15 protein-coding genes are annotated in these 18903 nt (G+C 65.0%); 3 read left to right on the forward strand and 12 right to left on the reverse strand.

Annotated elements, in window-relative coordinates:
- Window positions 1-140: 140 nt before the first annotated feature.
- From A9179_RS00300 to uvrD, 4 genes are all read right to left on the reverse strand, one after another.
- A complete protein-coding gene (locus A9179_RS00300; RefSeq protein WP_187803874.1) occupies window positions 141-986 on the reverse strand; it encodes a Tim44 domain-containing protein in 846 nt (281 codons plus the stop codon).
- A 190-nt stretch (window positions 987-1176) separates the two neighbouring features.
- Entirely contained in the window at window positions 1177-1299 is a 123-nt protein-coding gene (locus tag A9179_RS00305; protein ID WP_394354692.1) for a hypothetical protein, read from the reverse strand.
- A 51-nt stretch (window positions 1300-1350) separates the two neighbouring features.
- A complete protein-coding gene (locus tag A9179_RS00310) occupies window positions 1351-1851 on the reverse strand; it encodes an outer membrane protein (RefSeq protein ID WP_187803875.1) in 501 nt (166 codons plus the stop codon).
- A gap of 56 nt (window positions 1852-1907) precedes the next feature.
- Window positions 1908-4109: a DNA helicase II gene (gene uvrD, locus A9179_RS00315; protein WP_187803876.1), complete on the reverse strand. Its 2202-nt coding sequence runs from the start codon at window positions 4107-4109 to the stop codon at window positions 1908-1910.
- A gap of 186 nt (window positions 4110-4295) precedes the next feature.
- Between uvrD and A9179_RS00320 the strand changes: the two genes are divergently transcribed.
- Window positions 4296-7172 (forward strand): putative bifunctional diguanylate cyclase/phosphodiesterase, encoded by a 2877-nt coding sequence (locus tag A9179_RS00320; protein WP_187803877.1) that lies wholly within the window; start codon window positions 4296-4298, stop codon window positions 7170-7172.
- On the opposite strand, the gene trhP is transcribed toward A9179_RS00320, so the two are convergent.
- The 7 genes from trhP to zwf all read right to left on the reverse strand — a co-directional run bounded on the left by trhP (window position 7108) and on the right by zwf (window position 16676).
- Window positions 7108-8478 carry a prephenate-dependent tRNA uridine(34) hydroxylase TrhP gene (trhP, locus tag A9179_RS00325; RefSeq protein WP_187803878.1) on the reverse strand — a complete coding sequence of 457 codons (1371 nt, stop codon included), beginning with the start codon at window positions 8476-8478 and terminating at the stop codon, window positions 7108-7110. The genes A9179_RS00320 and trhP overlap by 65 nt on opposite strands.
- Before the next feature lie 73 nt (window positions 8479-8551).
- Window positions 8552-8761, reverse strand: a complete 210-nt coding sequence (locus tag A9179_RS00330; RefSeq protein ID WP_187803879.1) for a hypothetical protein — start codon at window positions 8759-8761, stop codon at window positions 8552-8554.
- A gap of 33 nt (window positions 8762-8794) precedes the next feature.
- Complete coding sequence (locus tag A9179_RS00335; RefSeq protein WP_187803880.1) at window positions 8795-9625, reverse strand: tetratricopeptide repeat protein; 831 nt, start codon at window positions 9623-9625, stop codon at window positions 8795-8797.
- Window positions 9626-9677: 52 nt separating this feature from the next.
- Entirely contained in the window at window positions 9678-11897 is a 2220-nt protein-coding gene (locus tag A9179_RS00340; protein ID WP_187803881.1) for a phospholipase D-like domain-containing protein, read from the reverse strand.
- Window positions 11898-11916: 19 nt separating this feature from the next.
- On the reverse strand, window positions 11917-14304 hold the full coding sequence (locus A9179_RS00345; protein WP_187803882.1) for a type VI secretion system Vgr family protein: 2388 nt from the start codon (window positions 14302-14304) through the stop codon (window positions 11917-11919).
- Window positions 14305-14448: 144 nt separating this feature from the next.
- Entirely contained in the window at window positions 14449-14967 is a 519-nt protein-coding gene (locus tag A9179_RS00350; protein WP_187803883.1) for an Hcp family type VI secretion system effector, read from the reverse strand.
- 281 nt (window positions 14968-15248) lie between these two features.
- Window positions 15249-16676, reverse strand: a complete 1428-nt coding sequence (zwf, locus tag A9179_RS00355; RefSeq protein WP_223123258.1) for a glucose-6-phosphate dehydrogenase — start codon at window positions 16674-16676, stop codon at window positions 15249-15251.
- A gap of 113 nt (window positions 16677-16789) precedes the next feature.
- Between zwf and hexR the strand changes: the two genes are divergently transcribed.
- Complete coding sequence (hexR, locus tag A9179_RS00360; protein WP_187803885.1) at window positions 16790-17656, forward strand: transcriptional regulator HexR; 867 nt, start codon at window positions 16790-16792, stop codon at window positions 17654-17656.
- Window positions 17657-17749: 93 nt separating this feature from the next.
- Entirely contained in the window at window positions 17750-17965 is a 216-nt protein-coding gene (locus tag A9179_RS00365) for a PA3496 family putative envelope integrity protein (RefSeq protein ID WP_187803886.1), read from the forward strand.
- Here the strand turns inward: A9179_RS00365 and A9179_RS00370 are convergent.
- Window positions 17919-18869, reverse strand: a complete 951-nt coding sequence (locus A9179_RS00370) for a LysR family transcriptional regulator (RefSeq protein ID WP_187803887.1) — start codon at window positions 18867-18869, stop codon at window positions 17919-17921. The genes A9179_RS00365 and A9179_RS00370 overlap by 47 nt on opposite strands.
- Window positions 18870-18903 lie beyond the last annotated feature (34 nt).

The following is an 18903-nucleotide window of genomic DNA, read 5'->3' on the forward strand; positions in this document are numbered from 1 at the left end:
TAGCGTCCGTGTACGGCGGGCAGGTTGGCGCTGCCCGGGGCGAGTATCAGAGGAAACATTCGCTTACGACAAGTCGCGGATGCCCAGAAACGCAAAAGCCCGGGCATGCCCGGGCTTTTTCACAGCAGGTTCGCCGACGATCAGCCGTTCTGGCGGATACCGGCCACCAGCCAGGGCTGGTTGTCGCCATTGCTGCGTTCCATGCGCCAGCTTTCGCTGAAGGCTTCGCCCTGGTCGAAGCGCGAGGTCTTGGCCACGCCACGGAAGGTCAGGGTGGCGACGGTCTTGTCGGCCAGTTCGTCGATGCCGTCCAGCTGTACCTCGAGGTCATCGATGTAGGTGGACTGGAAGCCGTCGCCCATGCTGGCGCGCTCGGTTTTGAGGAAACTGAGCATCTGCGGGGTGACGAACTCGGCGATCTTGTCCATCTCGGCCGCGTCCCAGTGCTGTTGCAGGGCCATGAAGTGCTCGCGGCCGGCTTCGACGAAGCGCTGTTCGTTGAACCAGCTCGGCGCGTTGAAGGCCGGGCGCGGGGCTGCGCCAGCGCTGCCGAAGATCGGCGCCTGGCCCTGCGGCATCTCGCGCTGGAACGGCGCCCCGGCGGCAGCCGGCTGGCCGTGCTGCTGGGCCTTGCGGGCGGCGATGAAGCGGAAGATGACGAAGGCGATCAGGCCGATGATCAGGAAGTCGAAGATCTGCATGCCCTGGAAGCCGTCACCCATGAACATCGAGGCGAGCAGGCCGCCGGCGGCCAGGCCGGCCAGCGGGCCGAGCCAGCGCGAAGCGCCACTGGTGGCAGGGCGTGCGCCTGCAGTGGCACCCGGCGCGGCGCTGGGCTGGGTGGCCTTGGGGGCTTCGGCCTGGCGGGTCTGGTGGGTCGGCGCGGAGCCGAAGGTCTTGCCGCCGCCCATGCGCCGGGCGCTGGCGTCGAGGCTGAGGGTCAGGCCCAGGCAGAGGCACAGGGCGATGCTGAGAAAGCGTTTCATGAGGAGATCCACTGGTGGGTATACGCGCGGTCATGCTGCCCAGTCAGGCAGGCAAAGGCCAGTTGCAGAGTGTTTCCGGATTTATGCGGGGGTGTTCGAGCCGGCGCCCGGCCCGGCTCAGACGCCGGGCGCAGGGGCGCTGGAGCCGGGCGGTGCGACACCGGGAGGCGCCGCGCCAGGCCCGTGGGGATCAGAAGTGGTAGGACGCGCCCAGGCGCACGCTCTGTTCGGTCAGGCGCTGGTTGTACTCTTCGTTCCACATGTCGACGCCGATGTCCTTTTGCGTGCCGTAGTCGGCGTAGCGGTATTCCACGCGCGCGGACAGGGCCTCGCTCAGCAGGTACTCGGCGCCGGCGCCGACCGTCTAGCCGCCCTGGCCATCGCTGTGGGATTCGCTGCGGTTGAGGAACTGCTTGTCGTTCCATTCGCGGTCGACCTGGGCGTAGGCGTAGCCGGCGGTGGCGAACAGCAGCAGGTCGGCACTCGGCAGGTAGCCGAAGCGAGCCCGCAGGGAGCCGGCGGCGGTGATCTCGCTGCTGGTGCTGTAGCCCGTGTCGGTGACGCCGTGGAATTCCTGGTAGGCGCTGTCTTCGCCGTCGATGCGGCCTTCGTAGTCCGCTTCCACGCCTACCAGCCAGTTGTTCTGCAGCAGCCAGTTGTAGCCGCCGAGAGCACCGTACTGCGCGCCGCTGGGGTTGGTTTCCTGGGTCCAGCCGGATTTCGTGTCGGTGGGCTGGTTGTAGCTGGTGCCTTCGTCCTGGGCCCAGGCATAGCCGGTGTAGAGGCCGGCATAGGCGCCTTCGAAGCCGGCGGCCAGGACGGGGAGCGGGGCCAGCAGGCTGGCCAGGAGAACAATGCGCTTCATCGATGATCCTTGTTTTTATAGGTGTGCCCGACTGTTCGGGCCGGGGTGGAGCGGGGTTAGAGGGCTTCCAGCTTGGCGTAGGCGAGCATCAGCCACTTGCTGCCCTCGGCCTCGAAGTTGACCTGCACCCGCGCCTGGGCGCCGCTGCCTTCGAAGTTGAGGATCACGCCGTCGCCGAACAGCGCGTGGCGCACGTGCTGGCCGAGGCGGAAGCCGGTATCCGGCACTTCGGCGTTGGCGAACATGCTGCCGCTGGGCTTGCTGGCGCCGGCGCCGCTGTAGGGGCGGCTGACGCTGTTGCTCAGGCGTACTTCCTGGATCAGCGCCGGGGGAATCTCGCGGACGAAGCGCGAGACCTTGTTGTAGGTCTCGCTGCCGTACAGGCGGCGGGTCTCGGCGTAGGTCAGCACCAGGTGCTGCATGGCGCGGGTCACGCCGACATAGGCCAGGCGGCGCTCTTCCTCGAGGCGGCCGGGCTCTTCCAGGCTCATCTTGTGCGGGAACAGGCCTTCTTCCATGCCGACCAGGAACACCATGGGGAATTCCAGGCCCTTGGCGCTGTGCAGGGTCATCAGCTGGATGCTGGCTTCGTGTTCGTCGGCCTGGGTGTCGCCGGCCTCCAGCGAGGCGTGGGTGAGGAAGGCGGCCAGCGGCGACAGGTCGTCGTCTTCGTCGTTCTCGAAGTTGCGCGCGGCGCTGACCAGTTCCTCGAGGTTTTCCACCCGCGCCTGGGCCTTCTCGCCTTTTTCAGCCTGGTGCCAGGCGATCAGCCCGCTCTGCTCGATGACGGTCTGGGTCATCAGGTGCAGCGGCATATCCAGCACTTTGGCGGCGAGGTTCTCGATCAGCTCGACGAAGGCGGCCAGGGCGCCGGCGGCGCGGCCGGGCAGAGCCTTGGCGGCGAGCAACTGCTGCATCGCTGTCCACATCGACAGGTCAGCGTGGCGCGCGTGCTCGCGGATCGCCTCGACGGTCTTCTCGCCGACGCCGCGGGTCGGCACGTTGATCACCCGTTCCAGGGCGGCGTCGTTATGCCGGCCGTCGAGCAGGCGCAGGTAGGCCACTGCGTTCTTGATCTCGGCGCGCTCGAAGAAGCGTTGGCCGCCATAGATGCGGTAGGGAATCTTCTCGCGCAGCAGGGCTTCTTCGAGCACCCGCGACTGGGCGTTGGAGCGGTAGAGGATGGCGATCTCGTTGCGCGCCAGGCCGTTCTTCAGCGCCCGCTCGATGCTCTCGACCACGTAGCGCGCTTCGTCATGCTCGTTGAAGGCGGCGTACAGGCACAGCGGTTCGCCGTCGCTGCCGTCGGTCCACAGTTCCTTGCCCAGGCGCCCGTTGTTGTTGGCGATCAGGGCGTTGGCGGCCTTGAGGATGCCGGCGGTGGAGCGGTAGTTCTGCTCCAGGCGGATCATCTGCGCGTCGGGGAAGTCGCTGCTGTACTGCTGGATGTTCTCGATCTTGGCGCCGCGCCAGCCGTAGATCGACTGGTCGTCGTCGCCCACCACCATCAGGCTCTCGCCGCCCTTGGCCAGCAGGCGCAGCCAGGCGTACTGCACGGCGTTGGTGTCCTGGAACTCGTCGACCAGGATGTGCTTGAAGCGCTGCTGGTAGTGCGCCAGCAGGCCCGGATGGTCGCGCCACAGGTCGAGGGCACGCAGCAGCAGCTCGGCGAAGTCGATCACCCCGGTGCGTGCGCAGGCTGCTTCGTAGGCCTCGTAGATCTTCAGCATGGTGGCGAGGAACAGGTCGCCGCCGGCCTGGATGTTCTTCGGCCTTAACCCCTCATCTTTCTGCCCGTTGATAAACCACTGCGCCTGCTTGGCCGGCCAGCGCTGCTCGTCCAGGCCCAGCTCGCGGATCACCCGCTTGACCAGGCGCTGCTGGTCGTCGGAATCGAGGATCTGGAAGTTCTCGGCCAGCCCGGCTTCCTGCCAGTGCGCACGGAGGATGCGGTGCGCCAGGCCGTGGAAGGTGCCGACCCACATGCCGTTGGGGTTCAGGCCGAGCATCTGCTCGATGCGGTGGCGCATCTCGGCCGCTGCCTTGTTGGTGAAGGTCACCGACAGGATGCTGTAGGGCGAGGCATTGACGATCTGGATCAGCCAGGCGATGCGATGCACCAGCACGCGGGTCTTGCCCGAGCCGGCACCGGCCAGCACCAGCTGGCGGCCGAGCGGGGCGGCCACGGCCTGGCACTGCGCGTCGTTGAGGGAGGCGAGGAGAAGTTCGGGGTCGAAACGGGCGGGATCATTTTGCATCGCGGCATTCTACGGGCCGGGGTAGGGAGCGGCAAACCGTGACCAGATCGATATGGATAGTCAGCGTACAGTTGTGCTGCCATTTGTCGATCCATGCTGCCAAAAAGCCTGCATAAGGCTTGGGCGAGCGCTCTAGCTCGGGTATGCTCGGGAAAATTTAGGCAAACCATTACAAGAAAATCGCCTATGACCAATCCCCCCAAGGGCTCCACGGCAGCCGTGCCGTCGGATGATGCGCGCGCCATTCGTCGCCAGTTCGCCACCGAGTTTGCGGTCGAGCGAACCCGTCTGCTTTATCAGGGCTCCCAGGTTCCCACCTTTTTCATGCTGCTCAGTGCCCTGGCCTGTGCCGGTCTGCTCTGGCAACCGCAGGGCGGCTTGCTGCTGGCCGGCTGGCTGGTGTGGGTGGTGCTGCTGGCGGTGCTGCGGCTGATCCAGATGGCCGCCTTCAATGCGGCCCTGCCGTCGCGCCAGGCCAATCCACAGTGGCAGCGCATGTTCCTGATCGGCGCCGGGGTGTCCGGCCTGACCCTGGCCTTCGCCGCGATCTTTCTGGTGCCGGCCGACCAGTTTCTGCAGCAGGCACTGGTCTACGGCCTGATCGCCGCCGCGATTCTGTCCGCCAGCATGGCCTACGCGGTCAGCCGTGCGGCGTTTCTGGTGTTTTCCCTGCCCTGTCTGCTGCCGGCGATCGGCTACCTGCTGTTCAGTGATACGCGCCAGCAGGTCTGGGGCGTGCTCGGCCTGATCCTGCTGCTGAGCCTGTGGGTGGTGGCCTGGCAGGTCAACCGCCTGATCCAGCACAGCCTGCTGCAGCGCTTCCAGAATCAGGCGCTGATCGAGCGCCTGCAGCATGCCCGCGAGAGTGCCGAAGGCCTCAACCAGGAGCTGGCCCGCGAAGTGGAGCAGCGTCGCCGTGCCGAGCGCGAGCTGCGCAAGGCCCACGGCGAGCTGGAAATCCGCGTGGCCCAGCGCACCCTGGAGCTGGACGACGCCAGCCACGCCCTGGGCAAGAGCGAGGCGCGCCTGGCCCTGGCCCTGGAGGCCAGCGAGCTGGGCCTGTGGGACTGGAACCTGCAGACCGACGAAGTGCACCACAGCCACCTGGAAGAGATCTTCGGCATCCACCAGGAGGAAGTGAAGGGCGTGCTGACCCACCTCAAGCCGCGCCTGCACCCGGATGACCTGTCCGTGCTGCGCCGGGCCCTGGTCGAGCACCTCAAGGGGCGCACCGACGGTTACTGCGTGGAGTACCGCGTGCGCCATGCCGACGGGCGCTGGCGCTGGGTCGAGGATCGCGGCCGGGCGGTGGAGCGCGATGAGCAGGGCCAGGTGCTGCGCATGCTCGGCACCCGCCGCGATATTACCGGGCGCAAGCTGCGCGACGAACAACAACGGCTGGCCGCTACGGTGTTCGAGGCGGCCAGCGAAGGCATCGTCATCCTCGATGCCGACTACCTGCTGCTGTCGGTCAACGAGGCGTTCAGCGAAGTCACCGGCTACCGCAAGGAAGAAGTGCTGGGCCGTAGCGTGGCGACCCTGATCAGCAGCCGCGATGCGCGCCGCCAGTACCAGTTGATCCGCCAGGAGCTGGAGCGCCACGATAGCTGGCGTGGCGAGTTGATCGAGACGCGCAAGAACGGCGAACTGTACCCGCAGTGGTTGCAGCTCAACGTGGTGCGCGATGCTCGCGGCAAGGTCAGCCATATCGTCGGCTTCTTCTCCGACCTGTCGTCGCGGCGGCAGACCGAGGAGCGCCTGCGTTACCTGTCGCACTACGACGAACTCACCGGCCTGGCCAACCGCAGCCTGTTCCGCGAGCGCCTGCACGAGGCCTGCGAGCGGGCGCGCCAGGATGACGGCCAGCTGGCCCTGCTGCACATCGATCTGGATCGCTTCAAGCTGCTCAACGACAGCCTCGGCCATGAAGTGGCCGATCAGCTGCTGCGGCAGATGGCCCGCCGCCTGACCCAGGCCGCGTCCGAGGCCAACACCATCGCGCGGCTGTCCGGCGACGAGTTCGCCATCCTTCTCGACGGCTTCGGCAGCCTGTCCGGCCTGGCGCGTACCGCCAGTCGCCTGCTGGCCAAGCTGCGCACGCCGATGGACGTGGGCGGTCACGAGCTGGTGGTCAGCGCTTCCATCGGCATCAGCCTGCTGCCGGACAACGCGCGGGAAATTTCCGCGCTGATCAGCCAGGCCGGCATGGCCATGCAGCACGCCAAACACCTGGGCGGCAACACCTTCCAGTTCTATACCGACAACCTGCAGGCCTGCACCCTGGAGCGCCTGCAGCTGGAGAACCAGCTGCGCAAGGCTATCGCCGACGGCCAGCTGGAAGTGTTCTACCAGCCCAAGCTGTGCCTGGCCGACGACAGCCTGAATGCCGCCGAGGCGCTGGTGCGCTGGCGGCATCCGGAGCTGGGCCTGGTGCCGCCCGGCGATTTCATCCCGCTGGCCGAGGAGACCGGGCTGATCGCGCCGATCGGCGAATTCGTCCTGCGCCAGGCCTGCCTGCAGGCCCGCGAGTGGCAGCGCCAGGGCCTGGTCGACCTGCGTGTGTCGGTCAACCTGTCGGTGCACCAGCTGCGCCAGGGCAACCTGATCAGCCTGGTACACCAGGTGCTCGACGAAACCGGCCTGCCGTCGCGCCTGCTCGAGCTGGAGCTGACCGAGAGCCACCTGCTGGACAACGTCGAGAACGTCATCAGTACTTTCCAGCAGCTGCGTGAGCTGGGGGTGAAGCTGGCAATCGACGACTTCGGCACCGGCTACTCCTCGCTCAGCTACCTCAAGCGCTTCCCGGTGGACTACGTGAAGATCGACCAGACCTTCGTCCGTGACCTGGCCGCCGGCGGCGAGGATGCGGCGATCACCCGCGCGATCATCGCCATGGCCCACGGCCTGGAGCTGAAAGTGGTGGCCGAAGGGGTGGAAACCCAGGCGCAGATGGATTTCCTCAAGGCCCAGCGCTGCGACGAGATCCAGGGCTACCTGATCAGCCCGCCGGTGCCGGCCGAGCAGTTTGCCCAGCTGCTGCGCGAGCAGGCGGAGCTGTGTTGAAGCGCAGCAGCAGGGCGTGATCCAGGTCGATATCCGCCGGTAGCGGCAGGTACACGATGTGGCCGTCGCCCGGCGCCACCGTGGTGGCCGTGCCATCGGCCTTCTCCAGCGCGCCGAGCAGGAAGTTCAGGTTGCCGCGTGGCGTCATCAGCTGCAGGTGGTCGCCAACGGCGAAGCGATTCTTCACCCGCACTTCGGCCAGTTCGCCACGCCGCTGGCCGGTGAATTCACCGACGAACTGCTGGTACTCGGCCAACGAGCTGCCGCGTTCATAGTTCTGGTACTCGTCGTGCACATGGCGACGCAGGAAGCCCTCGGTGTAGCCACGGTTGGCCAGGGATTCGAGATCGTCCATCAGGCGCAGGTCGAAGGGGCGCCCGGCCACGGCATCGTCGATGGCCCGGCGATAGGCCTGGGCGGTGCGCGCCACGTAGAAGTGGCTCTTGGTGCGCCCCTCGATCTTCAGTGAGTGCACGCCCATGGCCAGCAGCCGCCCGACATGCTGCACGGCGCGCAGATCCTTGGAGTTCATGATGTAGCTGCCGTGTTCGTCCTCGTAGGCTTCCATCAGCTCGCCCGGGCGAGTGGCATCCTCCAGCAGGAAGGTGCGCTCGGTCGGCAGGCCCGCGCCGAGGGTCGGCTGGCAGCTGGGGACGATGCCACCCAGTTCGTTCTCCTGGCCCTCATGGGCCTGGTACTGCCAGCGACAGGCATTGGTGCAGCTGCCCTGGTTGGGGTCGCGCTTGTTGAGGTAGCCGGACAGCAGGCAGCGCCCGGAATAGGCCATGCACAGGGCGCCGTGGACGAACACTTCCAGCTCCATCTGCGGCACCTGCTGGCGGATCTCGGCGATCTCCTCCAGAGCCAGCTCGCGGGACAGGATCACCCGGCTCAGCCCCTGGCGGCGCCAGAATTCCACGCTGGCCCAGTTCACCGCATTGGCCTGCACCGACAGGTGCACCGGCATCTCGGGGAAATGCTCGCGTACCAGCATGATCAGCCCCGGGTCGGACATGATCAGCGCATCCGGCCCCATGGCTAACACTGGCTCGAGATCCTTGAGAAAGGTCTTCAGCTTGGCATTGTGCGGCGCGATGTTGACCACCACGTAGAAGCGCTTGCCCTGGGCATGGGCCTCGGCGATGCCGATGGCCAGGTTGGCGTGGTCGAATTCGTTGTTGCGCACCCGCAGGCTGTAGCGCGGCTGCCCGGCGTACACCGCATCGGCGCCATAGGCGAAGGCATGGCGCATGGCCTTGAGGGTACCGGCGGGGCAGAGCAGTTCGGGGGTATGGATCGGCGACATGGCTGGGCCTGCATGGAAGCGGGCGCAGATAGTGCCCGGCGCGCCAGCACCGGGTTTTGATCCAGGGCAGTCTTCAGCGCGATGGCGCGCGGATCAGCCAGAGCACCCCGAGCACCACGGTCACGCCCAGCAGCAACTTGGCCAGGAAGAACATGCCGTCGACAGCGCCACCGGCCTGCCCGCCACCGGTAACGGCGCCAGCCAGGCCGGCCCCGCCGAGCAGGAAACAGAGGATGGAGAGGGCGAGTACGACCAGTGAGCCAATCAGCAGAGGGTTTTTCATGGATTCCATTCCTTGAAAAGAGTGGGTCGGTAATCAGAGTTCGAAACGGCGATTCGGGTGTTCGGCATCCAGACCCTGCTCAGGATGAGGGGGCAGCGGATGCTCCTTAGCCAGAGCGGGGAAGCGCAGCTCCGGGTTTTCCTCAACCTCGTACATGCGCGCCTTGTAGAAGTCGGCGAGTGGCTTGTTGGATTGGTAACCCCTTGTAAAAGCCGGGTCTGATTGCGGATTGAAGACTTCATAAAGCTGCATGAAGGCTTTTGTGCTTCCAAGCGCAGCGGCCCGCTGGTAGTAGAAGAGTGCCCGCGGTTGGTTGTTCTTGCTGATCTCATAGAACTGAGCGGTTTCGATGATGGCCTCGGGTACATCCTGGGCGCCCGCGCATTGGAAGTACTGCTCAGCCATTGGGCCGTCCTGCTTTTCCCGCGGTAGGGAGAAGGCGAAGTAGTTGCCCAGGGCGACCTGGGCCTGCGGGCTGCCTAGCTGAGCAGCTTGGAACATGTAGGAGCTGGCCATGTGTTCGTCGCGCAGCATGCCCTTGCCCCGCTCTGCAGAGACGGCCCAGTTGTAGTAGCCCAGCGGCACCTTGAGTTCGACCATGCGTTCGTAGAGGTCGAGCATCTTCTGGGTATCTTTCTCTACCCCTGGGCGCCCCGGCCAGCCAGTGCGATAGAGGCGAGCCAGGTTGTGCATGGCTTTCCAGTGATTCTTGGCAATGGCCTTTTCATACAGTTCGACGACGCGAGGCCAGTCGCGCAGATCCTTTTCCAGGCTCCGGGCTTCTTGAAACCAGACATCGGCCTCGGCATCCAGTGGAGGATTATGGTCTTTCTCGTAGGCGCAGGTGAAGGTGGGATAGGCCATAGCCGGTACTCCATGTATGGCGGCAAGAATGAAGAAGACAGTGCTTAGGGTTTTAGTCAGCCGCAGTCGCATAGGGCGTCTCCACATCCCAGAAGCGGGTTAGATGAGCGATCAGAGGTTGGTTGCTCGCTTTGTACTTCCAGTTCTTATTCATCACGGTGTCCCATCTTTCGAAGTTCAGCTTGGCGCTGCAAACGCCATCGCTACCATCGAAGGTTTCTTTGGCATGGAGATTCCAGAGCTCCTCACGGAAATGCCTAGCCAGTTTGGGATCAGGCGAGCACACTCCCAGTTCCGAATCGGTATGCATGCTGCGGGCGTTGATATTGGCAGAGCTGACCAGGCTGAACACGTCGTCTACCACCAGCAGCTTGGAGTGGATGTAGATATCGCGGAAACGGGCCTGCTGGTCTTGTTGCAGGCGACTACCCGGTTCTGGTGAGCAGGCGGTCAGGGTGCCGATGACCACTTTCAGGCCCGGTATATCTTCAAGGTCATAGGGTTTGGCATCCTCGTCTTCACCTTCCTTGGGCTTGGACAGTTCCTCGATCTCACTCTTTTTCAGCCCGCCCAGGCGTTCTTCCACCTCGGGGGTAACTCCTTGGGCCTCCAGCTCGGCTATTTCACGCTCCAGTTGAGCTATCTGTGCCTCTTCGCCAGCCCGGCCAGTGGGATGGGCTTTGATCGCCGCGAGGCGGCTGCGTTTGCGCAGCATCTTCTCGGCCAGGTCGCGCTGGGCCTGGGGCATCAACTGTTCCTGGCCGAGCCCCTGCATCATGCTGTAGGTGGAGCTGGAGTAGAAACCGCCGTTGGGGTTGTTGGTGGTCACGAACAGGTAGAGGTCGTCCTTGCGCCCGCGTTCCTTGTAGGCGGCGGCCAGGGTGCGTAGCTGCTGGGCGAACTCCGGGTAGCGAAAGTACTGGTTCTCCATGTAGATGTAATTGCGCGCGTTGCCGATGGCCTTGTGGTAAGCCTCGAGAATCGAGGTTTCGGCATTCTCCTGCGGCTGGGTACGGATGATCTGCGCCAGGTTGGCGCCGGGGTTTGCAAAGGCATCAGGCAGGATGGCTTTGCGCTGCTCCTTGAGTCCGTCGCTGAACCAGCGTTTGACCCAGAAGGTTTCCCTGTCCCAGGCACTGCTGAAGTTGTCGTTCAGATCATGCAGCAGCGATCCGCGCACCCGAGTGGAGATGTCCTGCCAGGGGCCAAAGCCTGGCGTGCGTCGGGCGCTGTGGTCATCGAACAGGTGGGCGCTGGTATCCCAGTAGTTGCGATGCATGTTGTGGCCCATGACGAAGCCCACGGCGGTGGCCGGGTCTTCGTAGTCCACCAGCACCATCTTCTGGTGGTGGCTGGCGAAGAAGGTCAAGGCGAGGATCTGCTTGTAGTTGAGATCTGGGGCTTCGCCAGACAACAGGCGGGTGAGGATGCTGAAGCGATCCGATTCCATGCGAAAGGTGGAGCCGCCAAAGAGTGGGATCAGGCCCTCGACGAAGCTGAAGTCGCGGGTACGGAATTCGACGTTCTGCATCCAGCCCTTGTGCACACGGCGGAACCAGTTGCGGGTGAACTCCTGATCCTGCGGGTTGAGCTTGGGGCCGCCGGAGCCGGACATGCCGCCATAACCCGTGGTGGCATCGGTGACTTCCTCGATGCGCTTGTCGATGGCTCGGTTTTCTCCTTCCAGTTGCGCGATGCGCCCTTGGGTATCGCGCTCCATGGCGGAGTCGTAGCTGGAGATCTCACCCCGTTGGCGACGTTGCCGAGAGCTCTCCAGTGTTGCCTGGAGACGCTCGATGGTGGCTTGGTTGTGCTGGTGCTGCATCTGCAGCCGGGTAATTTCTTCTGGCTGCTTGGCTGGCCTTCCGGCTGTCACCCCCGAGCCAGCGGCAGTGCCGCCGGAGCCCATCAGGCCATCACCGATCACGGTGTTTTCCATGATGTTGGCCAATGGGTTTTTCCAGATCAGCACCCGGCTTTTGACGCCAAAGCGGCCGCGCAGATCAAGCAGTTCGCCGATACGATCGCCCTCAGGCCTGAAGCGCATGGCCGGGTCGAAGCCCCAGCAGATGATCTCGACGCTCTTTTGAGCGGCCTGGATGGCGTCATGCACCGCACCAAAGGCGGTCTCGCCATTGATCAGTGGAGTGATCTCGATACCGGCGCGCGGCGGATAGAGGGCTTTGCGCGCGAACCAGTCCATGGTGGTGTTGCCGTCTTTGTACTGCTTGATATTGAGTTTCAGGGCCTGAGCGCTGTAGTCCGTAGTCATGTGGCTTCCTTGCGTGCACTCACGCCTTGGTTTCACCCGTGGGGTTCCATGAGGCGAGGCGATAGTCTTCTGCCGATTGCAGTGGTTCCAGTTGCTCGACCTGCGCCTGATAGTCGCGGTAACCGCGGCGAGCGAGGTTTTCTGCCAGCGGTGTGGCGGTCTCTTGGGCTTCTTCGTCGACCTCGATATCGAAGCGGTGGCCGTTGACCAGTTCGACCGAGTACTGGCGAGTACCCGGCAGGTGGTCGAAGACCAGCAGGCCGTCCTTGCCGGTCAGACCTTCCTGGATCTGCCGACCATCGGCATACAGGGTGTAGGGCTCGTTTTTGTAGCCGCGGTGTCCCGGCAGCGGGCTGATCAGCAGACTGAGCTTGTGGATAACGTCCGGGGCTGGCTGCGAGAGGGCTTGCTTGAGCAGTTTGCCGGCCTTGTCGGCGGCTGCCGGCAGCGGAATGATCGGCAGCATGCTGGTATTGCCGCTGCCCGCCCCCGGCGCCCCGCCCGAGTTGATCTTCACTGTCGCGCCGCTGAGGGTGATACCGCTGGCATCCAGTTTGACGAAGCTGCCGCCGGCCTTGAGGGTCAGTTCGCTGCCGGCTTCGAGGACAATCTTCAGGCCGGCGTTGAGGTGGATCTCGTTGCCGGCCTCGACGAACTGGCCGGTGCCGATCTTCACGTGCTGGTTGTTGGCCACGGTCAGGTGGTCGTCGGCGCGCAGTTCCACCTTGCGGTCGCGGTGGGTGGTGCGGTGCTCCTCGGCCTTCAGCTCGGTGTAGCTGTTGGCTTCCACCGTGTCGTGGCGTTCGTGGCCGATGCGGATCTTCTGGTCGTGCTCGACGTTCTCGTCCCAGTCCTTCTGCGCATGGATATAGATCTGTTCCTGGCCTTTGCGATCCTCGATGCGCAGCTCGTTGTAGCCGCCACCGCCGGGGCTGCTGAGGGTCTTGAACACGCTGCGGGTCTTGTTGGCCGGCAGGTCGTAGGGCACCACATGCTCGGCGTGGTACAGGCAGCCGGTGACCAGCGGCTGGTCGGGGTCACCTTCGAGAAAGGTCACCAGCACTTCCATGCCGACTCGCGGGATGGCGATGCCGCCGTAGCGATCGCCGGCCCAGCTGGAGGCCACGCGCAGCCAGCAGCTGGTCTTGTCGTCGGCCTGGCCGTGGCGATCCCAGTGGAACTGCACCTTGACCCGGCCGTACTGGTCGCAGTGGATTTCCTCGCCCTTGGGCCCGGTGACCACGGCGGTCTGGCTGCCGAGGATGCGCGCCTTCGGGTGTTGCAGGGGAGGGCGATAGGGGGTGTCCCAGGGGGTGGCGCTGAAGCGGTTGCGGTAGCCCTGATGGAAGTCGTCCGGGTTGCTGGATAGACCCTCACCCCCGGCCCCTCTCCCGGTGGGAGAGGGGAGAAAGCTGGTGATCGACTCTTCCAGTACCTGTGGCTGTTTGCCCTGGTGGTGGATCTCGTTGAGCAGCCACAGCTGGTTCCAGTCGGCACGTGGGTGGCCACTCAGGCCCAGAAAGTGGCCGCTGAGCAGCAGGGGCTGATCGCTTTCGCCTTCGGCCAGCTGGTAGTCGCTGCGGTGGCGCTCCAGGTTGCGCTGGGCCAGGTGCTTGCCGCGCGGGCGTTCAGTGAAGCGGCCGGGGTAGTCGTAGTCCTCCAGGTCGGGCTGGGCATCGCCCTTGTAGGCTGCCTCGAGCAGCAGGCGCGGCTTCTCGAAGTCGTAGTCGCGGCGGGTCACCCGGCTGGTGCGGGTGGCCAGGCGCAGGGCGAAGCGCTTGATCACCGGCTGGTCGGCGACCAGGCCGGAGTCCTGCTGATAGGTCTGCGCCGGCAGGCGTGGGAAGACCGTCTGGTCGTCGCCGAACACCAGCACATGGCCGTCCTGGCTGTGCTGGAAGTGATAGTGGATGCCTTCTTCCTCGCACAGGCGCTGGACGAAGTGCAGGTCGCTCTCGTCGTACTGCACGCAGTAGTCGCGCGCGGGGTAGCTGGCGCCGAGCTGGAAGCGGTAGGCGCCCTGGGCGATGCCGTGGTCTTCCAGCACCTGGGCGATGATCTCGGCCACGCTGAGTTGCTGGAAGATGCGCTGGTTGCTGCGATGGGCGAGGTAGGCCAGTTGCGGGCGCAGCACCAGCTGGTAGCGGGTCAGGCGCTGACCGGATTCACCGCGCCCGGCCTGGTGGATATAGGCATGGATGCCGTTGCCCTGGCTGGACAGGGCGAGGAAGGCGCGCTGGTGCAGCAGGCCTTGCAGATCGAGATCGGCCTGTTCGCTGACCAGTTCCAGGGTGAAGGCGAAGGGCTGGCTGAGCGCCTCGTGCCCGCTGAATTCGAGCACCTGCAGGTCGTGCGCGACGCCTTCGATGCTCAGGCTGAAATGGGTCTGGTTGGCTGGGGCGAACATCCTTGTTCCTCTTGCCGAAATGGCAGCGGCCAGGAGGCCTGGCCGCTGCGGTACTGCCCGAGTCCTTCGGGCCCGGGCATTCTCGACTATCACGTTGCCGCGTGCCTTGACCCAAGGCGCAAAACACTCGGCGACTGATCTCGATCAGCTGGCGATCGGCGAGCGCCAGTCGTCGGAGCCGGAAGTGCCGGACACTTCGTGAGTCCAGACGATCTTGCGGTAGGTGAAGTAGACGTCTTCCAGGTGGGTGAAGTGGGCCATGCCAGGATCCTGGCAGTTGGGCATGCGCGACTGCACGTCGACGATCACCGCGTCTTCCAGCTCGATGGTGTAGTAGTGCTCCTGGGTGCCGGTGGCGGAGGTGCGGTACCACTCGATGCGGCACTTGGAGAGGCGCTCGCCGGAGGTCAGCGAGTTGAAGATCAGCGGCGAGGATTTGTCGAACACCTTGGTGATCATCAGCGGCTTGTGCACGCGCTGGCCAGTCGGCTGGCCGGACTGCGGGTCGCGCGGGATGATCACCTGGTGGTTGAAGGCCTGTACCAGCACCTGGTCTTCATGACCTTCCTGGAAAATGTTGCCGACCGAGTCCTCGGTGAAGGTGCCTGCGGTGATCAGGCCCTGCTTGGTTCCTTCGAGGGTCATATACGCGGGTGTTGGCATGAGTGCTCTCCTTGCCTGGGTCATGGATCGTGTCTGATCCGGGAGCCGGGGCTATCTCAAGAGCTGTGCCAGGAAATATTTTTCCTTTTAGAACATATGGTTACGAGCTGGCTGGCGTGGCCGTGCGAGGACTCTGCCAAGCGCCGCACAAAAAGCTGTGCAAGGGCCTGCGCAGGCCTGTGCAGGAAGCTGCGCAGGCACCTGTTGCGCCTTGTGCGGCGGGGCTTGCAGGGTTGGCGATGGTGGCAGGTGCGGAGCGGGCTGCGCAGCAACTGGCGCAGTCAGTCCTGCCAGCTGCGCCCCTGCAGTTCCAGCAGGCTCTGTGCCTGTTCCGGGCCGTTGCTGCCGGCGGGGTAGGGGCGCGGGTTCTGGTAGTACTCCAGCCAGCCTTCGAGGATCGGGTCGACCCAGGCCCAGGCTGCCTCGACTTCGTCCCTGCGCATGAACAGGGTCGAGTCGCCTTCGATCACGTCCAACAGCAGGCGTTCGTAGGCGTCCCAGCGGCGCTTCTGCGGAAACACCTGGGCCAGGTTGAGATCCAGCTCCATCGGCGTCAGGCGCATGCCCTTGCCCGGGCTCTTGCCCATCAGCTGCAGGCTGATGCGTTCCTCCGGCTGCAGGCGGATCACCAGGCGGTTGGCCTGGCTGGCGTCGAACAGGCGGTGCGGCACCGGCTTGAACTGGATGACGATCTCCGAACACTTCTTGGCCATGCGCTTGCCAGTGCGCAGGTAGAACGGCACGCCGGCCCAGCGCCAGTTGTCGATTTCCACCTGCAGGGCGACGAAGGTCTCGGTATCGCTGTCGTTGTCGACCTGTTTCTCGAAGTAGTAGGCCGGCACTTCCTGCCCGCCGATCTTGCCGGCGGCATACTGGCCGCGCACGGTCTTGTCCTGCACGTCGAGGCCGGAGATGGGTTTGAGCGCCTCGAGGATCTTCACCTTCTCGTTGCGCACCGCCTCGGCATCGAAGCGTACCGGCGCTTCCATGGCCACCAGGCAGAGCAGCTGCAGCAGATGGTTCTGCACCATGTCGCGCATGGCGCCGGCGTGATCGTAGTAGGCGCCGCGATTCTCCACGCCGAGGGTCTCGTTGACGCTGATCTGCACGTGGTCGATCTGCCCGGCGCGCCATACCGGCTCGAACAGGGCGTTGGCGAAGCGCAGCGCCATCAGGTTCTGCACCGTTTCCTTGCCCAGGTAGTGGTCGATGCGGAACACCTGGGCTTCGCTGAACACCGCGCCGATGGCCGCGTTGATCTCGCGGGCCGACTCCAGCGAATGGCCGATGGGTTTTTCCAGGACGATGCGTGTGTTGTCGCCGGCCAGGCGGGCGATGGCCAGGTTCTCGGCGATGGCCTCGAACAGGTCGGGGGCGGTGGCCAGGTAGTAGATGCGTCCGCGCTGGCAGGCGCTGGCACCGAGGAACTTGCTCAGGCGGCCGAATTCGGCGCTCTGCGAGACGTCCATGGCCAGGTAGTCGAGGCGCTCGGCGAAGCTGGCCCAGGTGGCGTTGTCGAAGTCGCTGCGGGCCACCAGGGCGCGGCAGCGGCGTTCGGCCAGGGCCTGGAACTCGCTGCGGCTGAGGATGTTGCGGGCCACCGCGAGGATGCGCATGTCGGCGCTCAGGCGGCCATCGCGATGCAGGTGGTAGAGCGCCGGCAACAGCTTGTGCAGGGCCAGGTCACCGGTGCCGCCGAAGACCAGCATGTCGCAGGGGGTGTTCAAAGGGAGACTCCGACCGGGTTTGCCCGTGCGGGCAGGGCGCTCATGTAGTATAACTACAAGATCACTACAGCCCGATCATAACCCGAGTCCCGCCTGTGAATCTGCTGCAGCACATCGCCCAGTCCCGTCACCTGCTTCGCAAGTCCGAACTCAAGGTCGCCGATCATGTTCTGCAGGATCCGTCGGCGGTGATGCACAGCTCCATGGCCGACCTGGCCCACGAGGTCGGCATCAGCGAGCCGACCATCGTGCGCTTCTGCCGCGCCATCGGTTGCGGCGGCTTCCAGGATCTCAAGCTGAAGCTGGCGCAGAGCCTGGCGGCGGGGGCCAGCTTCGGCCAGTTCGCGATCCACGAGGACGACTCGGTCACCGATTTCAGCCTGAAGATCTTCGACACCACCCTGCACACCCTGATGGAGGTGCGCGAGCGCCTCGATACCCAGGCCCTGCAGAAGGCCATCAACGCCATCGCCAATGCCCAGCGCATCGAGTTCTACGGTTTCGGTGCGTCCGGCGCGGTGGCGGCGGATGCCCAGCACAAGTTCTTCCGCCTGCTGCTGACCGCGGCGGCCTACTCCGACCCGCATATGCAGGCGATGAGCGCGGTGACCCTCAAGCCCACCGACGTGGCCATCTGCATTTCCCAGTCGGGGCGCTCCAAGGATCTGCTGATCACCGCCAACCTGGTGCGCGAGTCCGGCGCCACCCTGATCACCCTGTGCCCGGGGCAGACGCCGCTGGCCGACCTGGCCGACGTCAACCTGGCCATCGATGTGCAGGAAGACACCGAGATCTACACCCCGCTGACCTCGCGCATCGCCCACCTGGTGGTGATCGACGTGCTGGCCATGGGCGTGGCCATGGCCCGCGGGCCGAGCCTGGTCAACCACCTCAAGAGCGTCAAGCGCAGCCTGCGTAGCCTCCGGTTGTCGCCCAAGTCGGTGCGTGCCGCAGAAGATTAAGCGCGGCTTCATCCGATCTTCACGCCGCTGTCGGCAAACCGTCATGGCCTGCTTCCATGCTGATGCTCCCCGCATTCGCACTGGAGCCGTGCCATGTCCCGCCATCACGCAGACCAGCAGCATTCCGCCAGCCGCAACCGCCGTCAGCAGGAAGACCTGCGCCGCATGCAGTTTCGCCGGGCGATCGAGGATTACTCCGAGAACCGTCGGCTTAACCAGGAGATCGCTGATTTTCCTGAGATGATCGCCGCCAGTTTCCCCTTCACGAATTCCCCTGCGCCGCTGCGAAGCGCTCGCCCAGTGCACTGATCTGCGCCCGTTCGGCGCGGATGAACTCGAGGAAGGCCTGGGCTACCGGCGACAGGCGTTTGCCGCGGTTGTGCACCACGCACCAGCTGCGCTGCAGCGGCAACTCCTCCACCGGCAACTCGCGCAGCAGCCCGGCGGCCAGCTCCAGGCGCACCGCATGGCGCGGCAGCAGGGCCAGACCGAGGCCGGCGATCACCGCCTCCACCTGGGACTCGGTGGAACCCACCTCCAGGGTCTGGGCGAAGTGTGCGCGCTTCTGGTGGCAGTACTCCTCGCAGGCCTTGCGGGTGCCCGAGCCGGGCTCGCGCACCAGCAGCGGGAAGGCGCTGAGATCGCTAAGGCGCAGGCGCTCCACCGAGCACAGCGGGTGGCTCGGCGGCGCCACGGCGACTATCGGGTTGGTGAAGAAGGGAAAGAAATCCAGCGCCAGCTCGCTGGGCACCTGCGACATGATCAGCAGGTCGTCGCGGCTCACCGACAGGCGCTTGACCGCTTGCGCATGGTTGACCACCACCAGCTGCAGGCTGACTTCCGGGTGTTGGGCGCGGAAGGCGGCGAACAGGTGCGGTACCAGGTACTTGGCGCTGGACTCCACCGCCAGCGAGAGCTGGCCCTGCAGTGAGCCCTGCAGGTCGGAGAGCTGCATGTCGAGGCTTTCCAGGCGGCCGAAGATGTCCTCGCTGGCCTTCAGCAGCGCCTCGGCGGCGGGGGTCAGGTAGAGCTTCTTGGCCACGTAGTCGAACAGCGGCTGGTCGATCAGCTCTTCCAGCTGGCGAATCTGCAGGCTCACGGCCGGCTGGGTGAGGGCCATTTCTTCCGCTGCGCGGCTGTAGGAGCGGCTTTCGCAGACTGCGCGGAATACTTGCAGTTGACGGAAAGTCATCCGCATCAATGACTTGCGCATTTTTCTCGACCGCCTGGCTGGGTTTCGAGGCTTA

The sequence above is a fragment of the Pseudomonas alcaligenes genome, assembly GCF_014490745.1.
Classification (GTDB): domain Bacteria; phylum Pseudomonadota; class Gammaproteobacteria; order Pseudomonadales; family Pseudomonadaceae; genus Aquipseudomonas; species Aquipseudomonas alcaligenes_C.